Origin of the sequence: Streptomyces sp. NPDC021356, assembly GCF_040641015.1 — a bacterium.
In the GTDB taxonomy this organism is placed as follows: Bacteria; Actinomycetota; Actinomycetes; order Streptomycetales; family Streptomycetaceae; genus Streptomyces.
In genome coordinates this window covers 1-18,175 of the sequence record NZ_JBFACU010000071.1, presented here as the reverse complement: position 1 = coordinate 18,175, position 18,175 = coordinate 1, and the positions used below count along the sequence as shown (strand labels likewise).

The following is an 18,175-nucleotide window of genomic DNA, read 5'->3' as shown; positions in this document are numbered from 1 at the left end:
GATCAACGTGCTGTTCGCGATGCTCCGCGACGGCACCTTCTACGAACCCAGAACCCCACGCCTCGCTTGACGAAAGACATAGAGGCACCCCCCGCCCCGAACCGGGCCTGCCGCGACCGACTTGTCCGTCCGTCGGCCGCGGCAGGCCTTTCGGCGCGCACCTGTAGTCCGGCCCGGGGCGGGCCGACCGTCGCCGCGGAGGGAACCGCGCACCTGCGGACGGGGGCGGGAACGCCGGCCGGCCTCTGCGGCCGGCCGGCGAGCGGGGAGCCGGTCCGCGGCGCGCCCGCTCAGGGGCGGCGCTCCAGGGTGGACTCCCTGACCACGAGTTCGAAGCCGGGCAGTATGCGCCGGGGTATGGGCTCGGTCCGGCCCGCGATGCGTTCCACGAGGCAGTCGACGGCGATCCGGGCGATGGCCTGTTTGTCGGGGGCGATGGTGGTGAGCGCCACAGCCGCGTAGCGGGCCTCCTCGATGTCGTCGAAGCCGACCACCGCGATGTCCTGCGGGACGCGCAGGCCCCGTTCGGCGAGCGCCCTCATCGCGCCCAGCGCGACCAGGTCGTTGAAGGCGAACACGGCGTCGGGCCGCTCACCGCGGTCCAGCAGGGCGGCCACGCCCACCGCCCCGTCCTGCCGGGCGTAGCCGACCGTGGCGACGACGAGCGACTCGGGCGGGTTCAGACCAGCCGACCGGTACGCCTCCCGCCACCCGCGCAGTCGCAGATGGGCCGGTTCCCGCGCGCTCTCGTGGCTGGCCCCGAGGAACGCGATGCGGCGGCGCCCGGTGTCGAGGAGGTGCTGGACGCCGGCGCGTGCGGCCGCCACGTTGTCGATGGCGATGTGGTCGAAGGGCGCGTCGTACTCGCGCTCCCCGAGCAGCACCAGGGGGGAGGTCTCGGTGCGGGAGAGCAGGTCCTCCGTCTCCATCCGGATCGGGCTGAGGATGAGACCGTCGATGATCTGGGCGCGAAAGCCCTGGCAGACGAGGACCTCCTTCTCGCGCAGCCCCGCGGTGTGGTCCAGCAGGACGGTGTAGTCGTGGAGTGCGGCCGCGTCGATGACGGCGCCGGCCACCTCGGAGAAGTACGGGTTCCCCAGTTCGGGCACGGCCAGTGCGATGACGCCGGTGCGGCCGTTGCGCAGGTGGCGGGCGACGAGGTTCGGCCGGTAGCCGAGTTCGTCGATGGCCCGCTGGACGCGCGCGCGGGTCCGGGGCGCCACATGGACATAGTTGTTCACGACGTTCGACACAGTCTTGACGGATACCCCGGCGCGCTGTGCGACGTCCTTCAGGCTGACGCCCACTGGGCTCCTTCTGTCGAGGGGCGGCGTCCCCGGCCGGCTGCGCCGGGTCAGTCCGTCTGCCGGGCGCGGCTGAGCAGTGTCTGGGCCAGCACCACGACGGCCAGGAAGGCGCCGTTGACGGTGTCGGTGAAGGCGGAGCCGTACTGGGAGAAGTAGTGGTCGATCAGGTTGTGGATGACGGCCAGCACCAGGACGCCGCTGGCCGTGCCGCCGACGGAGCCGCTTCCACCGGTCAGGAGCGTGCCGCCGATCACCACGGAGGCGATGGCGGTGAGTTCGTAGCCGACGCCGATGGTGGTGACGCCCGACCCCAGGCGCGCGCTGCCGAGCGCGCCGGCCGCCGAGGCGAGCGTGGCGGACAGGACGTAGACGAGGACCTTGGTGCGGGCGACGGGGAGTCCCATCAGCAGGGACGCGTTCTCGTTGCCGCCCATCGCGGTGACCGTGGCGCCGAAGCGGGTGCGGGTGAGCAGGACCGCGCCCAGGACGAAGAGCACGGCGACGGTGATCACCGGCACCCAGGTGCCTTCGCCCAGGTGCCGGAAGGCGGAGTCGGCGGGGACGAGGTACGTCGTGGCGCCTTCGTCCGTCAGGGCCTGCAGCAGGCCGCGCGCGCCCAGCAGTCCGGCGAGGGTGACGATGAACGGCGCCATCCGCGCCCGGGAGACGAGCAGTCCCTGGACCGTGCCCCACAGGGCGCCGGTCGCCAGCGGCAGCGCGATGGCCAGCCAGGTGCCTCCGGTGTGCGCGCCGTACGCGGCCACGACCCCGCCCAGCGCGTACAGGGAGCCGACGGAGAGGTCGATGCCGCCGGTGAGGATGACGAAGGTCATGCCGAGGGCCAGCAGCCACACGAAGGCGTTGTTGCCGAGGATGCTGCTGATGTTGGACCAGGTCGGGAAGGTGGAGGAGGTCGCCGAGGCGATGGCGGCCATCAGCACCAGCACGGCCAGGGCGCCCCGGCGCTGGATGTGGGAGGCCACGCGTTCGCGCAGGGAGGGCTGGGCCGCCCGGGGCGTGGACCGCGGTGGCAGCATGGCCGGTTGCGGGGCGGCGGTGCTCATCGTGTACCACGCTCCTGTGAGGCGTAGACCGCGCAGCAGATGATGGCGGCCTCGACGAGTTGGGTGTAGGACGAGTGCACGTTGTGCTGGGTGAGGACGGCGGTGATGAGCTGCATGAACAGCGCGCCCGCCACGGTGCCGAGGACGCGGACCCGGCCACCGGTCAGCGGGGTTCCGCCGACCACCACGGCGGTGATGGCGTTGAGTTCCATGTTGAGGCCCTGGTTGGCGGGGTCGGCCTCGGCGCCGTGTCCGACGATCATCGCCCCGGCGAAGGCGGCGAGGACGCCGGAGAGCACGTAGACGGTGACGAGCACGCGGCGTACGGGCAGACCGGCGAGCTTGCTCGCCTGCCGGTTGTCGCCGATGGCCACCAGTTGCCGCCCGAACGTGGTGCGGCGGACCAGCAGCGCGGTGAGCACCGCGCACACCGCGGCGATCCACGCCATGACCGGGACGCCGGCGAACCCGTCCGAGCCGAGGCCGAGCAGCCCGGACTCGGTGACCGGTTTCGCCGAGTTGCCGTTGACGAGTTCGGCGGCGCCGCGCAGGCCGATCATGAGGGAGAGGGTGGCGACGATCGGCTGGATGCGCGCGAAGGCCACCATCGTGCCGCCGACGGCCCCGCAGACCGCTCCGGCCAGCAGGGCGAGGAGTATCGCGACCGGTGCGCCGTAGCCGAGGTAGAGGGGGACGACCGAGGCGGCCAGGGCGATGACGGCACCGACGGACAGGTCGACGCCCTCCGTGCCGATGACGAGGGCCATGCCGAGCGCGACCATGAGGGTCGGAGCGACCTGGAAGAGCTGGATGCGGACGTTGCCCGCGGACAGGAACGACGAGTCCAGGACGGCCGCCACGACGAAGAGGACGAGCAGCGCGGCGTAGACGCCGTAGGCCTGGAGCATGCGCAGCAGCCGGGCGCGGTCCGGCAGGACGGGGCCGGCCCAGGTGGTGGGGGTCATCGGGGCTCCTCCTTCGTCACGGCCGGGCGGCCCGGGGCCCGCCCGGGCGCGCTCTGCCGACCTGCGGCGCCTGCGGCCGGCGACGCGTCCGCGTCCGCGTCGTCCGCGTGCTCGTCGTCCGTGTCCTCGTCGTCCGCGTGCTCGTCGTCCGCGTGCTCGTCGTCCGCGGCGGCGGAAGCGGACGCCAGGGTGTCGAGCACCGCCTGCTCGCTCACGTCCTCGCCCCGCAGGTGGCCGACCGCCCGGCCGTCCTTGAGGACGACGATCCGGTCCGAGCCCTCGATCAGTTCCTCCAGGTCGGAGGAGATCAGCAGTACCGCGAGCCCCTGTTCGGCGAGTTCGTCGACGAGTGCCTGCACCTCCGCCTTGGCGCCCACGTCGATGCCGCGGGTCGGTTCGTCCAGGAGCAGCACCTTGGGGTCCAGGCACAGCCAGCGGGCCAGGAGCACCTTCTGCTGGTTGCCGCCCGACAGGTCGCTGACCTTCTGGTCGGGTCCGGAGGCCTTGATGCGCAGGCGCTCCATGAAGAAGCGGACGACCTCGTCCTGTCTGGACGGTGAGATCACCCCGGCGCGGGCGAGGCGGGGCAGCAGCGCGAGGGAGATGTTCTCCCTGACGGACAGGTTGGGCAGGATGCCTTCCGTCTTGCGGTCCTCGGCGAGCATCACCACGCCGGCCCTGATCGCGGCGGCGGGGCTGCGCCGGGCCAGGGCCGTGCCGGACACCTCGACGGTGCCGCCGTCGGTGGGCAGGGCGCCGACGATCGCCTTGGCGGTCTCGCTGCGTCCGGCGCCGAGCAGTCCGCCCAGTCCCACGACTTCGCCGCGGTGGACGTCCAGGCCGATGCCGTGCAGCCGGTGACGCACCGTCAGGTCGGTCGCGCGCAGCGCGGGCGTTCCCTCGTGCCGGTCGTGGTGCTCCGCACCGAAAGCCGTGGCGCCCTTGGCGCGGACCGTGGACATCTCACGGCCGAGCATCAGCGAGATGAGTTTCAGCCGTTCCAGGCCGGCCATGGCACCGGTGTGCACGACCGCGCCGTCGCGCATCACGGTGACCCGGTCGCAGATCGCGTACAGCTCGTCCAGGCGGTGGCTGACGTAGACGACGGCGATGCCCTGGCTCCTGAGGTCGCGGATCACCGAGAACAGGGTCTCGACCTCGCGGGGTTCCAGCGACGAGGTCGGCTCGTCCATCACGACCACGCGGGCCTCGATCTGCACGGCCCGGGCGAGGGCCACCATCTGCTGGGCGCCGAGCCCGAGGGTGCCCAGGGGGCGGGTGACGTCCACGTCGACGCCGTACCGCTTCAGGGTGTCGCCGGCCGTGCGGTTCATGGCCCGCACGTCGACGAGTCCGAAGCGGCGGGGTTCGCGGCCCAGGCAGAGGTTGCGGGCCACCGACATCAGCGGGACGAGGTTGACCTCCTGGTAGATGGTGGAGATGCCGGCTGCCTGCGCCTCCAGCGGGTTGCGGAAGGCGCGGTCCTCGCCCGCGAGGCGCACCGTGCCGGCGTCGGGCCGGTACACGCCGGTCATCACCTTGATCAGCGTCGACTTCCCGGCACCGTTCTCCCCGATGAGGGCGTGCACCTCACCGGGGCGCAGCCGGAAGTCCACCCCGCGCAGGGCGCGGACACCGGCGAAGCTCTTGTCGACCCCGGCGACTTCGACGATCCAGTCGCTGCGGGGCCGCGGGTCCTGCTGGACCAACGTCTCTCCTCCTCCCGCGGGCTGCCGGGGGCAGCCGCCGGTCTGCCGGGCCGCGGTCACGGCTGCCGCGGCCCCGGTGTGTGCTCCGCCGGCCTCAGTACACGAGGCCCTGGTCGAGGGCCTGCTGGGCGTTGCCCGAGGTGAAGTGCCCGTCCTTGATGATCACCTTGGCCTGGACACCCGTGGTGCCGTAGAAGTCCTGGAGCGCCTGGAAGGCCAGCGGACCGAAGCGCGGGTTGGTCTCGATGTCCGACACCATCTGACCGGAGGCGACGTTCTTGACGGCCTGCTGGATGCCGTCGATGGAGACGACCTTGATGTCCTTGCCGGGTGTCTTGCCGGCGGACCTGACGGCCTGGATCGCCCCGAGTGCCATCTCGTCGTTCTCCGCGTAGATCGCGTTGATGTCGGAGTGGGACTGCAGCAGCTGTTCCATGACCTTCTGGCCGTCGGTCTGGGCGAAGTTGCCGGTCTGCGAGGCGACGATCTTCATCTTGGGGTATTTGGCCTTGACCTGGTCCTCGAAGCCCTTGGTCCGGTCGGTGGTGACGTTGTTGCCGGGGGTGCCGGTCAGGATGGCCACGTGGGCCTCGCCGCCGTTCGTGGCGGTGGCGAGGTCGTCGGCGGCGATCTGTGCCTGGTGGTAGAAGTCGGACCCGATGAAGGCCATGAAGTCCGTGCAGGCGCTGCCGCCGACCGTGCGGTCGATGGTGAGCACGGGTATCTTCGCCGACTTGGCCTTGGCGAGGGCCGGACCGAGCCCGTCGGAGTTCTCCGGGGCGACGATCAGGGCCTTGGCGCCCTGCGCGATCATGTCCTCGATCTGCGAGTTCTGGGCGTTGACGTCGGCGTTGGCATTGCGCTCGATGAGCTTGACGCCCAGCTTCTTCGCCTGCTGCTCGATGCTCTTGGTCTCGGTGGCCCGGAAGGGGTTGCTGGTCGACTCCGACTGGGAGAAGCCGACGACGGTCTTGCCGTCGGTGATGTCCAGCTCGGCCACCCCGCCGCCGTAGGTCTTGTACGTGCAGCCCGGTCCCGTCGCCGAGGGGGAGGCGACCTGCTGCGAGGCGCCCGCGTTGTCGTTCGCGGCGGCGGAGGACCCGGAGCCGGCGGAGTCGGAGGAGGAACCCGACTTGGTGCATCCGGTGACGGCGAGGCACAGGCCGACGGTCAGCACAGCGGCAGTGAGGGTCTTTGTCTGGGACGAGATGTTCACGCGCCGATCACATCCTCAACGGTGTAGGCGATGGCGGAACGAGGAGAGGGAGCCGTCTGGTGACCCGTTCGGCCGACCGGTCCGAACGGGCGGGCTTTTCAACGTTGTAGACATTGAGGGAACGTCAAACCGGCTGTCAACCCGCTGTTCACAACTCGTCTGCAGAGGCTGCTCGCTGGGCCCTTGGCCGATCACCGGGCGGTGTCGGGGCCCGGCCGGGGGGCTGCGGCGCCGCTCAGGACGCCCCTGCCCGGAACGGCTGCGCCGGCGGGGTCAGGGGCGGCTCGGCGGGGGCGGCAAAAGGTGACGCGTGAGGGGTGGACACCGTTGTCGGGGCTGTGCTGTCATTTGGCTGCCTTCGTTTCCAACGTTGTCAACGCGCCATCACCGAGGGCCGCGCCCCGCAGGCCGGGGCTCCTCTCCGCCCGCCGTGTGCGCCGCGGCGCGGCACGTCGCGCCGCCGCGGGCACCTCTCCCCCACCCCGACGGGACGCTCTCCCGCAGGCGCGCCGCTCGGCGGCGGGGGACATCGTTTTCCTCGCATCCACCGCTCACCGCCCGGCGCACTTCCAGGCGGTCATCCAGGAGGACTTGATGAGCCATCACCTCGGTCCGGCCGACGACACGGGCGACGAGGAGGGCGCGTCCCGCGCCCCGGTCAGCCGCCGCCGCCTCATCGGCTGGGCGGGTACGGCCGGCCTGGGCGGGGCGGCGGCGACGTTCCTGCCGTCCCCGGCCGCGCAGGCACAGACACAGGCACAGGCACAGGCAGCCGGCGGTGCACCGGCCGGGCGGGACCGGGCAGCGGCCGGCACTCCGGCCGCGCGGACCGGCGGCACCGGCACTCCCGTGTTCGACCCGGTCCGCCCGCCGGCCGTACCGCTCGCGGTCCGTTCGCCGTACCTGAGCGTGTGGATGCCGGCCGACAACCTGGCGGGCACCTGGCCGACCTTCTGGACCGGCCGCACCACCGCGATGTCCGGCATCGCGCAGATCGACGGCGTGCCCTTCCTCTTCCTCGGCGCGCCCGACGTGCCGGGCCACGTCCTGCGCGGCATGGTGCAGCGCTCCCTGACGGTGACCGCCACCCGTTCGCGCTACGTCCTCGAAGCCGCCGGCGTGCGACTGACCCTCACCTTCCTCTCCCCCGTCGAACCCGCGGACCTGCGGCGCCAGAGCATGCCGCTGTCGTACGTGACGGCACAGGTCGCGAGCAGCGACGGCCGTCCGCACGCCGTCCGGCTGTACTTCGACATCTCCGGCGAATGGGCGCACGCGGACTCGGCGACGAAGATCCGCTGGGAGCAGAAGGAGACGGCCTTTGGCGGGCACCCGCCGGTGACGACCCTGCGCTGCACGCCCGACGCGCCGAAGGAACTCGCCGAGCACGCGGACACCGCGACCTGGGGAAGCGTGCTGTTCAGCGCCACCCGGCGAACAGGGACGACCTGGCAGATCGGCGCCGACACCACCGTACGGGCGGCCGCGCTCGACAAGGGCGGCCTCGCGGACACCGCCGACCCGGACCAGCCCCGGGCGATCAACGACCACTGGCCCGTCTTCGCCTTCCACTTCGACCTCGGCACGGTCGGCAGAAAGCCGCAGTCCGCGGTGCTGTCCCTCGGCCACGTGCGCGAGCCCGCCGTCCGTTACCTCGGCAGCCCGCTGCCGCCGCTGTGGCGCTCGCACTGGCCGTCCTGGGAGCCGATGGTGGCCTTCTTCCACGCCGACCACGACGCCGCCGAGGTCCGCACGGCAGCGCTCGACACCAGGATCAGACGCGACGCGACCCGGGCCAAGGGCCCCAAGTACGCGGCACTGTGCGCGCTTTCACTGCGTCAGGCCTACGCGGGCACGGAACTGGTCAGCCGCGACGGCGAGCCGTGGGCCTTCCTGAAGGAGATCTCCAGCGACGGCAACGTCTGCACGATCGACGTCGCCTACCCGTCGATGCCTGCCTTCCTCTACACCGATCCCGCCTACCTGGGCGCCCTCCTGGCACCGATGCTGGAGTACGCGGAGCACGGCGGCTGGCCCAAGACGTTCGCCGAGCACGACCTGGGGTCGAGTTACCCCGACGCCGCCGGTCACAACGACGGCAACGAGGAGGACATGCCCGTCGAGGAATCCGCGAACATGCTCATCATGTCCGCCGCCTACGCCTTGCGCGCGGACGGAGCGGCGGCGAAGGCCTTCTGCACCCGGCACTACACGATCCTCAAGCAGTGGGCCGACTACCTCGTCGACAACGCGCTCGACCCGGGCTACCAGAACCAGACCGACGACTTCACCGGGTTCATCGGACACAGCGTCAACCTCGCCCTCAAGGGGATCCTGGCCATCGGCGCCATGAGCCGCGTCGCCGCCGGGGCCGGGAACCGGCAGGACGGCGCGCACTACCGTGCCGTCGCGCAGGACTACGTCTCCCAGTGGGCCGGCAAGGCCCAGGACCCCGGTGGCCGGCACCTGAAGCTGGCCTACGACCAGCCGGGCACCTGGAGCCTGAAGTACAACGGCTACCCCGACGCGCTGCTCGGGCTCGGCCTGGTCCCGGACTTTGTCGCCGACCGGGAAGCCGAGTGGTACCTGACCCAGGCCAACCAGTACGGCGTCCCCCTGGACATCCGGCACTCCTACACCAAGGGCGACTGGGAGATGTGGACCGCCGCCTGGCTGCGCGACCATCCGGTCAGCGACTACCTGATCGACGCTCTGCACGCCTTCGCGCACACGTCCGCGTCCCGTGTGCCCTTCACCGACTGGTACGACACGGTGACGAACCGTCAGAGCGGTTTCCAGGCCCGGCCGGTGATCGGCGGCGTCTTCGCCCTGCTCGCGCTGGAGGCCTGACACGCCGCCCGCACGGTCCGCGAGGCGCCGCCACACGGTCGCCGGCGCTCCACCGCACAGCCGTGAGGCGCCGCCGCACGGTCGCCGACGCGGTCCTGGCGACGCCGTTGCCGCGGTCCTCGCTCGCCCCTGCCGCGGTCTCGCACCTTGAAGGAGATCCCATGGAACGCCGTACGTTCCTGAACAGCTCACTGTCCGCCGCCGGCGCCGTCGCGCTGACCGGCACCGCCGCCCCCGCGCACGCCTCCCCGTCCTCCCCGTCCTCCCCCGGCCAGGTGGCCCCCGCCGACGGCACCGGTCCACGCACCGGCTCCGGCCCCCACTACACCGCCAACCGGGCCCCGCTCGGCCAGGAGCCGTTCCTGCGGCTGCCGCCCGGCAGCATCACCCCGAAGGGCTGGCTGCGCACCCAGCTGGACCTGCAGCTCGACGGGCTCAACGGACGCATGCCCGAGGTGTCCGACTACCTGCGCGAGACCAGCGGCTGGGCGGTCCCGGAAAACGACGGCTGGGAGGAACTCCCCTACTGGCTCAGAGGCTTCGGCGACCTGGGCTACGTCACCCAGGACAGCCGCACACTCGAACTGACCCGTACCTGGATCGACCGCATCCTCGCCACCCGGCAGAGCGACGGCTTCTTCGGCCCGTCCCGCCTGCGCACGGCCCTGAACGGCGGACCGGACTTCTGGCCCCACATGCCCGTCCTCGACGCGCTGCGCACCTGGCACGAGTTCAGCGGCGACGACCGCGTCGTGCCCGCGCTGACCGGCTGGCTGGGCTTCCTCCACGCCCAGCCCGGCACGCTCTTCGGGCAGGGCTGGGGCTCGGCCCGGGTCGGCGACACCATCGACACCGCCTACTGGCTCTACAACCGCACCGGCGACGCCTGGCTGCTCGACCTGGTCCACACCATGCACGCCCACAGCGCCGACTACACCCACACGGTCCCGACCTGGCACAACGTCAACCTCGCCCAGGGATTTCGCGAACCCGCCCAGTACGGTGTCCTGGCCGGCGACCCCGCCTTCCTCGCGGCCACCCACCGCCTCTACGACACCGTCATGAACACCTATGGGCAGTTCCCCGGCGGCGGTTTCGCGGCGGACGAGAACGCCCGCCCCGGCTACCACGACCCCCGCCAGGGCTTCGAGACCTGCGGCATCGTCGAGTACATGCACAGCCACCAGATGCTCGCCCGGATCACCGGCGACACCGTGTGGGCCGACCGCTGCGAGGAGCTGGCCCTCAACCTGCTGCCGGCCGCCTTCGACCCCCGGCAGAAGGGCACCCACTACGTCACGGCGGCCAACAGCGTCCGGCTCGACGACGTGCCCAAGTCGCACGGCCAGTTCGACAACTCCTTCGCCATGCAGGCGTACATGCCCGGCATCCACCAGTACCGGTGCTGCCCGCACAACTACGGCATGGGCTGGCCCTACTACGCAGAGGAGATGTGGCTGGCGAGCGCCGACGGCGGGCTGTGCGCCTCGCTGTACGGGGAGTCCTCCGTGCGCGCCCGGGTGGGGGACGGCACGACGGTCACCGTGACCGAGCGTACGGAATACCCCTTCGACGACACCGTCACCCTGACCGTGTCCACCCCGCACGCCGTGAACTTCCCCCTCTACCTGCGTGTCCCGGGGTGGTGCCGGCAGCCGTCGGTGCGGCTCGGCGGCCGGCCCGTGGCCGCCCGGCGCAGCGGCGGGTACCTGGTGCTCGACCGCCGCTGGCACGACCGCGACCGGATCGAGTTGCGGCTGCCGATGCGCACGACGGTACGCACGTGGAAGGGCAACGCGGACTCCGTCTCCGTCTCCCACGGCCCCCTCGCCTACTCACTGCGGATCGAGGAGGACTGGCGGCGCTCCGGCGGCAGCGAGACCTGGCCGGAGTACGAGGTGCACCCCGCCTCGGCGTGGAACTACGCGCTGGAGCTGGACCGGCACGATCCCGCACGGTCCTTCACCGTCGAGCGCACCCGCGCCGGCACCGCCTCCGGCAACCCCTTCACCCTGACCGGCACTCCGCTGCTCCTGCGGGCCAGGGGACGGCGCCTGGACGGCTGGGTGAGCGACGACCAGAACGTCGCGGCCCCCCTCCAGCCGAGCCCCGCCCGCACCACCGAACCGGTCGAACACCTCACCCTGGTCCCGGCCGCCGCCGCACGGCTGCGCGTCACCTCGTTCCCCACCGCCGCCGCGTCGGGCAAGGCGCACGCGTGGGCGGCGGTCACCGCGTCCTTCAGCGGAGTGGACAGCCCGCAAGCCCTGCTCATGAACGCCTCGGTCACGCCCGCGAGTTCCTACGACCAGACGGTGGCGCGCTTCACCTGGTGGGACCGCACCGGCACCGAGGAGTGGATCCAGTACGCGTACACCGAGCCCGGCCGCGTCGGCGAGGTGTCGGTGTACTGGTACAACGACACGGGCCACGGCGCCTGCCGTGTCCCCCAGGCCTGGCGGCTGGAGCACCGCACCACGGACGGCCGGTGGCTCCCCGTCGGCGGCTCGCCCGATTACGGCACCGCCACCGACCGCTTCGTCCGGGTCTCCTTCCCTGCCGTCACGGCCACGGCGCTGCGCATCACGGCGCAGCTCAGGCCGGGCTTCTCGAGCGGCCTGCTGGCCTGGCGCACCGGGCCGGGTGCTCCGGCCCGGCACTGATCCATCGCCTCTTTTCCCCTGTTCCGATGAAAGGTGAACGCCCTGATGAAAGGTGAATGCCCTTGAGTCCCGGAAGACAGCGCATGACGCTCCCCCGCCGGCTGGCGGCGGTGGCTCCCCTGCTCCTCGGTGGCGCGCTCCTCGCGCCGGCCTACCCCGCGCAGGCGGACGCGGCAGGGGAGACAGCCGGCACGACCGTCGCGCAGGGCCTGCGCAGCGACTGCTACCTCAGCTCCGACAGCACGTCGCTGGACTTCGCCACGTACGGCAGCACGGGGGTCCAGCCCTCCCTGAACGTGAAGGACCTCCTCCCGGCGCTGCGCAGTTGCGCCGGTTCCACCCTGAACGTCGCCGTGCACTGGACGGGGACGCTGGACGTCCCCACCGGCGGGTCGTACACGTTCTACATCAAGGGTGACAACGGCTTCCGCATGTCGCTCGACGGTGCGAGCGTCATCGACCACTGGACGACCGACTGGGACGTGCAGACCCAGTCCAAGCCGGTCACCCTGACGGCCGGGTCGCACCGGCTGTCCTTCGACTACAACCAGGGCAACGGCGGCGCCTACATCCAGACCGAGTGGTCGGGCCCCGGCATCGGCCGGCAGCCCGTCCCGGACTCCGCGCTGCACACGCCCGCCGACTACACGCCCCTCGACCTGCACAGCGTCGTGCAGGCGTCCGGCCGCACGGCGGTCGTGCAGCTACCGGGACCGGTGGACGCGCTGCCCGCGGACCTGACCCGGCACCTCTCGGTGATCGCCGGCGGCCACCGCTGGTCCCCGACCGTGGCCACGGACCCCTCCGACCACTCCAGACTGGTCTTCACCGCCGCGGCCACGGACACCCCGGCGGCCATGAAGTCCCAGGTGCGGATCAGCTACGACGGCCAGGGCGGCCTGAACACGGCCACCGGCCCGCTCGCCGTCTTCTCCAGCGTCGCGCAGAACGACTCCACCTGGTACTTCGCCACCAAGTGGGCCAAGGACGTCTCGCCGTCCGACGCGCTGCCCGACTACCCGCGCCCGCAGCAGACCCGCAAGCAGTGGGCCAACCTCAACGGCACCTGGCAGTTCCAGGCGACGGCCCAGGACGCCCCGCTGCCCCGGGGCAGACTCAGCGGGAAGATCCTGGTGCCCTACCCGATGGAGGCGCCGCTGTCCGGTGTCGCCGAGCACCACGACTGGTCGCTGTACCAGCGCACCTTCAAGGTGCCGGCCGGCTGGCGGGTCGGTTCGGGCAACCGGCTGCACCTGAACTTCGGCGCCGTGGACTACGAGGCCTGGGTCTACGTCAACGGCCGGCAGGTCGCCCACCACACCGGCGGCTACCAGGCGTTCACGGCCGACGTCACCGACGCGGTCACGCGCCACGGCGACCAGACGGTGCTGCTGAAGGTCAAGGACACCACCGACTCCTCCCAGCAGGCGACCGGCAAGCAGTCGCGCGACCCGAGCGGCATCTGGTACACGCCCACCTCGGGCATCTGGCAGACGGTGTGGATGGAGCCGGTTCCCGAGGAGAGCATCGACTCGCTGGTGCTCACCCCGAACATCGAGGACGACTCGCTGTCGGTCACGGTCCGCCCCGCCACCGGGACGAAGCGGACGGCGCGGGTGACCGCCACGGCCTACGACGGCCACCGGCGCGTCGGTTCGGTCAGTGGCACCGCCGGTACGGCGCTGCGGCTGCGCGTTCCGCACCCCAAGCTGTGGAGCCCTGACCACCCGTTCCTCTACGACCTGAAGGTCACCCTCTCCGACGGCCGTTCCCACGACAGCGTCGGCTCCTACTTCGGCATGCGGTCGATCTCGGTCGGCAAGGTCGGCGCAGTCAACAAGATCGAGCTGAACGGGAAGCCCACCTTCCTCCTGGCCACCCTCGACCAGGGCTTCTGGCCCGACGGCATCTACACGGCGCCCACGGACGCCGCCCTCAAGTCCGACCTCCAGCTGCACAAGGAGCTGGGCTTCAACACCGTGCGCAAGCACATCAAGGTGGAGCCGGCCCGCTGGTACTACTGGGCCGACCGGCTCGGGCTGCTGGTCTGGCAGGACATGCCCAGCCGCAACACCGACTCCGCCAGTGCCGCGAGCAACGCGGAGTTCGACAAGGAGGTCCACGAGATCGTGGACCAGCACATCAGCAGCCCCTCCGTCGTCATGTGGACCATGATGAACGAGGGCTGGGGCGAGCAGAGCAAGCAGTCCACGGGAGCTCTCGCCGACTCGGTCAAGCAGCAGGACCCCTCGCGCCTGGTCGACGCCCACTCCGGAGTCAACTGCTGTGCTTCCAAGGGTGATTCGGGTCGCGGCGACGTCATCGACCACCACCTGTACCACGGTCCGGCGAACCCCGCGCCCGATGCCACCCGAGCGGCGGTCGACGGCGAGCACGGCGGCTACTCGCTGACCGTCCCGGGGCACATCGCCGGCGTCGCGGGCGGCCAGGACTACGGTGACGGCCCCACCGACATCGCGGAGATGACGAAGGCGTACGTGGACAACACCAGGCAGCTGATCCCGAACGCCGCCGCCGGCCTCTCCGGCTCCGTGTTCACACAGATCAGCGACGTCGAGGGTGAACTCAACGGCCTGATCACCTACGACCGGGCGGTGGTGAAGGTCCACCCCGACGAGGTCAGGGCCGTCAACCGGGCACTCATCGCGGCGGGCGCCGCGGCCGGCACGCCCGCGGGCGCGGCCACGCGGTGACGTGACGGCCCGGCGCGGCACCCGGGCACCCGGCCGCCGCGCCGCCCGGCCCCACGGCCCTCCCGGACCCGGTACCCACCGGGTCCGGGAGGGCCGTGCCGGGTCCGGGAGGGCCGTGCCGGGTCCGGGAGGGCCGTGCCGGGTCAGTTCACGTAGACCTCCGCGCGGTCCACGCTGACGTACGAGGCCTGGGACTGCCCGTCGTGCTCGCCAGTCACCCGCACCCGCAGGGTGTGCCGTCCGTAGGGCAGCGGCGGGCTGAGGAACTGGAGCGTCTCCCCGGTGCGGACGGCACCGTAGTAGTCCAGCCGCTGCTCGGGTCCGCCGTCGACGCTGAGCGCCGCGTAGCCGTTGCCGGTGTCGCGGACGGACAGCAGGGCGATGCGGGTGCCGGTGAAGCTGAAGGTGGCGGTGTTCCCCGCGGTCGCGCTCCAGTGGTCGTCGCCCCAGAAGCACTGGGTGGCGCAGCCGGTGCCGGAGTTCCAGGAACCGGTGTAGCCGACGGTCCCGGCGCCGCTGGAACGGCCGTCGTCGTTGATCCAGTAGGCTCCCGGGCCCGGGTCGCCGGAGGGGAGGTCCTGGGTGGCGCCCATGGCGAGCGGGACACCGAGGGCGGGGCTGCCGTCGGCGTTCCAGCCGATGCGCTGCGCCCGCGTGGTGCGGTTGCCGTAGGTGTAGGCCGAGGTGGTCTTGGCGTGGTAGACGATCCAGTCCTGGGTGCCGTCGGGCGAGCGGAAGAAGGCGTGGTGGCCCGGTCCGAACACGCCGTGGTCGTCGGCGCGGGAGAAGACCGGACCCTGGTGCTGCGTCCAGTTGCCGGGGACCAGCGGGTCGGCGCCGGAGGGCAGCGACATCATCCACACCTGGTAGTCGGGTTTGCCGGTGTCGCAGGTGGAGTAGGTCATCCAGGTGCGCCCGTTGCGGTAGAGGAACTCCGGGCCTTCCCGGACCTGAGGGCAGCCGCCCGCCGCGTCGATGGCGACGGCGTCGCCCGAGACGGTGTACGGATCGGACAGCGGCGCGATGTTGATGCCGTTGTGCTGGTACTGGTTGATGCCGCTGTAGGCCAGGTAGAGACGGCCGTCGTGCTGGAGGATGCCGGGGTCGATGGCGAAGTCGGAGGCGTGGTTGGGCGGTGCCCGCTCGGCCTTGAAGTGGTAGGGGCCCGCCGGGTCGTCCCGGTCGGACTCCGCGACGTAGATCCGGTGGTGGTCGTCCGTGCCGTCGTCGGCGGTGTAGTACAGGTACCAGCGGGGGCCGAAACGGTAGAACTCCGGTGCCCAGATGTCCCGGTCGCGGGAGCCGTCGGTGTCGGTCCAGACGGTCACGGGGGTGGCGGTGAGCAGGGTGGCGAGGGAGGGCGAGCGCCACATGCGGATGCTGCCGCCCTGGGTCGTGGTGAGGTAGTAGTTCCCCTTCCAGTACGTCATGAACGGGTCGGGGCCGGTGTTGAGCGGGTTGCGGAACGTACCGGCGGCGGTGTGCGGGGCCGCCTCGGCGGTGGCGGGGCGTGCGGCACACGTACCGGCGAGGATCAGACCGAGCGCGGCGAGCACACCGAGCAGGCGCAGGCGGCGTGAGGGGGGCGGTGTTCCGTGGAGTTGCGTGTGCATCAGGGCTCCTTCGTCGAGGATCGCCGTGCGCGGGGTGCCCGCGGGCGTCGGTCCGCGGGCCCGGTCCCGTTGCGCCCGTTCCACCTCTTTGCATCGATGTAACACCGATGGGGCGCCACCGTAGGGACGGTGCTGACACAGCGTCAAGACGGTGTCGGACGTGTGTGCTTGGGTGGTTTCACCGGGGAAGGGCCTTGCCACTGCGGAGGCCCGACCCGTATAACGTGGGAAAACGGTGCCGCTCCTTCGGCATGCCGAGGCCCGGTCCGCGGGTGTGGAGCGAGGCCGTCGGTGGCCGGGGCCCCTGCCCGGGTGCGGGAGGAATGTCGTGCGGGTGAGCCTCAAGGACGTCGCGTTGCACGCGGGTGTCTCCATCAAGACCGTCTCCAACGTGGTCAACGACCATCCGCACGTCACCCCCGCGATGCGGGCGCGGGTGCGCGAGTCCATCGACGAACTGGGCTACCGCCCCAACCTCACCGCCCGGCACCTGCGCAAGGGCCGTACCGGGATCGTGGCCCTGGCCCTGCCCGAACTGGGCAACTCCTACTTCGCCGAACTGGCCGCCGAGGTCATCGACGCGGCGGCCGAACACGACTACACGGTGCTCCTCGACCACACCGGCGGCCGGCGCGACCAGGAGATCCTGGTCAGTCAGGGTTTCCGTACGCGGGTCATCGACGGGCTCATCCTCAGCCCCATCGAGCTGGAGGCGGAGGACCTGCGGGAGCGGACCGAGCCGGTGCCGCTGGTCCTGCTCGGCGAGCGGGAGTACGACCTGCCCTACGACCACATCGCGATCGACAACGTCGCCGCGGCCCGCGAGGCGGTCGGCCACCTGATCTCCCTCGGCCGGCGGGACATCGCCTTCCTCGGAGCGCGCCGCGGGCGCAGCCAGCCCGCCCATCTGCGACTGCGCGGCTGGCGAGAGGCGCTGGATGCGGCGGGGCTCGTCGCCGACGAGCGACTGGTCGCGGCCACCGACGGGTGGGGGCACGCCGACGGGGCCGCGGCCATGGCACGCCTGCTGGAGGCCGGGCACCGGCCGGACGCGGTGTTCGCCTACAACGACCTCATCGCGATCGGCGCCATGCGGGTGCTGTCGGAGCGCGGGCTGCGGGTGCCCGAGGACGTCGCGGTGGTCGGCTTCGACGACGTGGTGGAGGGCCGGTTCGGTGCCGTGACCCTCTCCTCCGTCTCGCCCGACAAGGCGTCCATCGCGCGGATGGCGGTGGAATCGGTCCTGTCGCAGTTGGGCGGCGCGCCGCGCGCCGAGGCTCGCCGCATGCACGCCGGTCACTGCCTGGCACGCCGCGAGAGCACCCTCGGCCGCGGCTGAAAGAGCGGCCCCGGACGCGCTGTTACAAGACAGGGACAAAGTCCCGATGAACGCCTGCCGCCACCGTGTCGTCGTTTCTAGTGACCACGCCAATCGGCATGTAGGTGCCCTTTGGCGCGAAAGGCTGTTCTCAGCATAGAAAGGGACAGATCTGTGATGATCTCGAAGCGGGGTTCCCTGCGTACGGCCGTCGTCGGTGTCATCGGCGCGGCCTCCCTCGCCCTGGCGGGCACCGCGATGGCGGCCACTCCCGCGGCGGCCGCCGCGGCCCCCGCCGCCGCCACGCAGACGGCGGCGCCCGCCAAGGCCGCCATCACCGCCAAGCCGTCGGTGTCCTCGGTCCGTGCCTGGCAGCTCTTCCGGGTCACGGGTCACACCACCGGCATCAAGGCCGGCAGCAAGGTGACTCTGCAGCAGAAGCAGCACGGCAAGTGGGTCAGCCTGCCCGCCTCCGTGAACACCACGCGCAGCGGCTCCTACTCGCTCGGCGTCAAGCTCGGCCTGAAGGGCAAGAACGACCTGCGCATCGTCAGCGGCCAGACGGCGTCGGCCGTCTTCCAGGTGACGGTCCGCTGAGACGCGCCGCCCGCGCGGCGGCGAGGGAACGCGACGCAGTGGGGCCCCGGCCTTCGAAGGCCGGGGCCCCCCCGCGTGCGGGCGGGCCCCGGGCGCCGGCCGCGCGGAAGCCCCCCGCGACCAGCGGGACCCGCCCCAAAAACCAAAAAAACACCTCAG

General features: G+C 71.6%; 11 protein-coding genes. 5 read left to right on the top strand and 6 right to left on the bottom strand.

Features of this window, described 5'->3' with window-relative positions; all coding sequences use genetic code 11:
* Positions 1 to 290 precede the first annotated feature (290 nt).
* The 5 genes from AB0G56_RS41095 to AB0G56_RS41075 form a co-directional block, all read right to left on the bottom strand.
* Positions 291 to 1,307 carry a LacI family DNA-binding transcriptional regulator gene (locus AB0G56_RS41095; RefSeq protein ID WP_360981158.1) on the bottom strand — a complete coding sequence of 339 codons (1,017 nt, stop codon included), beginning with the start codon at positions 1,305 to 1,307 and terminating at the stop codon, positions 291 to 293.
* A gap of 47 nt (positions 1,308 to 1,354) precedes the next feature.
* Positions 1,355 to 2,371: an ABC transporter permease gene (locus tag AB0G56_RS41090; RefSeq protein ID WP_360981155.1), complete on the bottom strand. Its 1,017-nt coding sequence runs from the start codon at positions 2,369 to 2,371 to the stop codon at positions 1,355 to 1,357.
* Positions 2,368 to 3,336, bottom strand: coding sequence for an ABC transporter permease (locus AB0G56_RS41085; RefSeq protein WP_360981152.1), 969 nt, complete (start codon positions 3,334 to 3,336; stop codon positions 2,368 to 2,370). Before AB0G56_RS41085 ends, AB0G56_RS41090 begins: the two co-directional genes overlap by 4 nt.
* The gene (locus AB0G56_RS41080; protein WP_360981149.1) at positions 3,333 to 5,045 is read right to left on the bottom strand and encodes a sugar ABC transporter ATP-binding protein; all 1,713 of its coding nucleotides are present in this window, start codon (positions 5,043 to 5,045) and stop codon (positions 3,333 to 3,335) included. The genes AB0G56_RS41085 and AB0G56_RS41080 overlap by 4 nt, the downstream gene beginning before the upstream one ends.
* Positions 5,046 to 5,139: 94 nt before the next feature.
* Positions 5,140 to 6,261, bottom strand: a complete 1,122-nt coding sequence (locus AB0G56_RS41075) for an ABC transporter substrate-binding protein (RefSeq protein WP_360981146.1) — start codon at positions 6,259 to 6,261, stop codon at positions 5,140 to 5,142.
* Between the two features lie 594 nt (positions 6,262 to 6,855).
* Between AB0G56_RS41075 and AB0G56_RS41070 the strand changes: the two genes are divergently transcribed.
* The 3 genes from AB0G56_RS41070 to AB0G56_RS41060 all read left to right on the top strand — a co-directional run bounded on the left by AB0G56_RS41070 (position 6,856) and on the right by AB0G56_RS41060 (position 14,488).
* Positions 6,856 to 9,111 carry a DUF5127 domain-containing protein gene (locus AB0G56_RS41070; RefSeq protein ID WP_360981144.1) on the top strand — a complete coding sequence of 752 codons (2,256 nt, stop codon included), beginning with the start codon at positions 6,856 to 6,858 and terminating at the stop codon, positions 9,109 to 9,111.
* A gap of 161 nt (positions 9,112 to 9,272) precedes the next feature.
* A complete protein-coding gene (locus AB0G56_RS41065; protein ID WP_360981141.1) occupies positions 9,273 to 11,774 on the top strand; it encodes a beta-L-arabinofuranosidase domain-containing protein in 2,502 nt (833 codons plus the stop codon).
* Between the two features lie 83 nt (positions 11,775 to 11,857).
* The gene (locus AB0G56_RS41060; RefSeq protein WP_360981138.1) at positions 11,858 to 14,488 is read left to right on the top strand and encodes a PA14 domain-containing protein; all 2,631 of its coding nucleotides are present in this window, start codon (positions 11,858 to 11,860) and stop codon (positions 14,486 to 14,488) included.
* Between the two features lie 143 nt (positions 14,489 to 14,631).
* On the opposite strand, the gene AB0G56_RS41055 is transcribed toward AB0G56_RS41060, so the two are convergent.
* Positions 14,632 to 16,101: a family 43 glycosylhydrolase gene (locus AB0G56_RS41055; RefSeq protein ID WP_360981135.1), complete on the bottom strand. Its 1,470-nt coding sequence runs from the start codon at positions 16,099 to 16,101 to the stop codon at positions 14,632 to 14,634.
* Between the two features lie 328 nt (positions 16,102 to 16,429).
* Between AB0G56_RS41055 and AB0G56_RS41050 the strand changes: the two genes are divergently transcribed.
* Both AB0G56_RS41050 and AB0G56_RS41045 read left to right on the top strand, forming a co-directional pair.
* Positions 16,430 to 17,440, top strand: coding sequence for a LacI family DNA-binding transcriptional regulator (locus AB0G56_RS41050; RefSeq protein WP_360981132.1), 1,011 nt, complete (start codon positions 16,430 to 16,432; stop codon positions 17,438 to 17,440).
* Positions 17,441 to 17,596: 156 nt separating this feature from the next.
* Positions 17,597 to 18,016 (top strand): hypothetical protein, encoded by a 420-nt coding sequence (locus AB0G56_RS41045; protein ID WP_360981129.1) that lies wholly within the window; start codon positions 17,597 to 17,599, stop codon positions 18,014 to 18,016.
* Positions 18,017 to 18,175 lie beyond the last annotated feature (159 nt).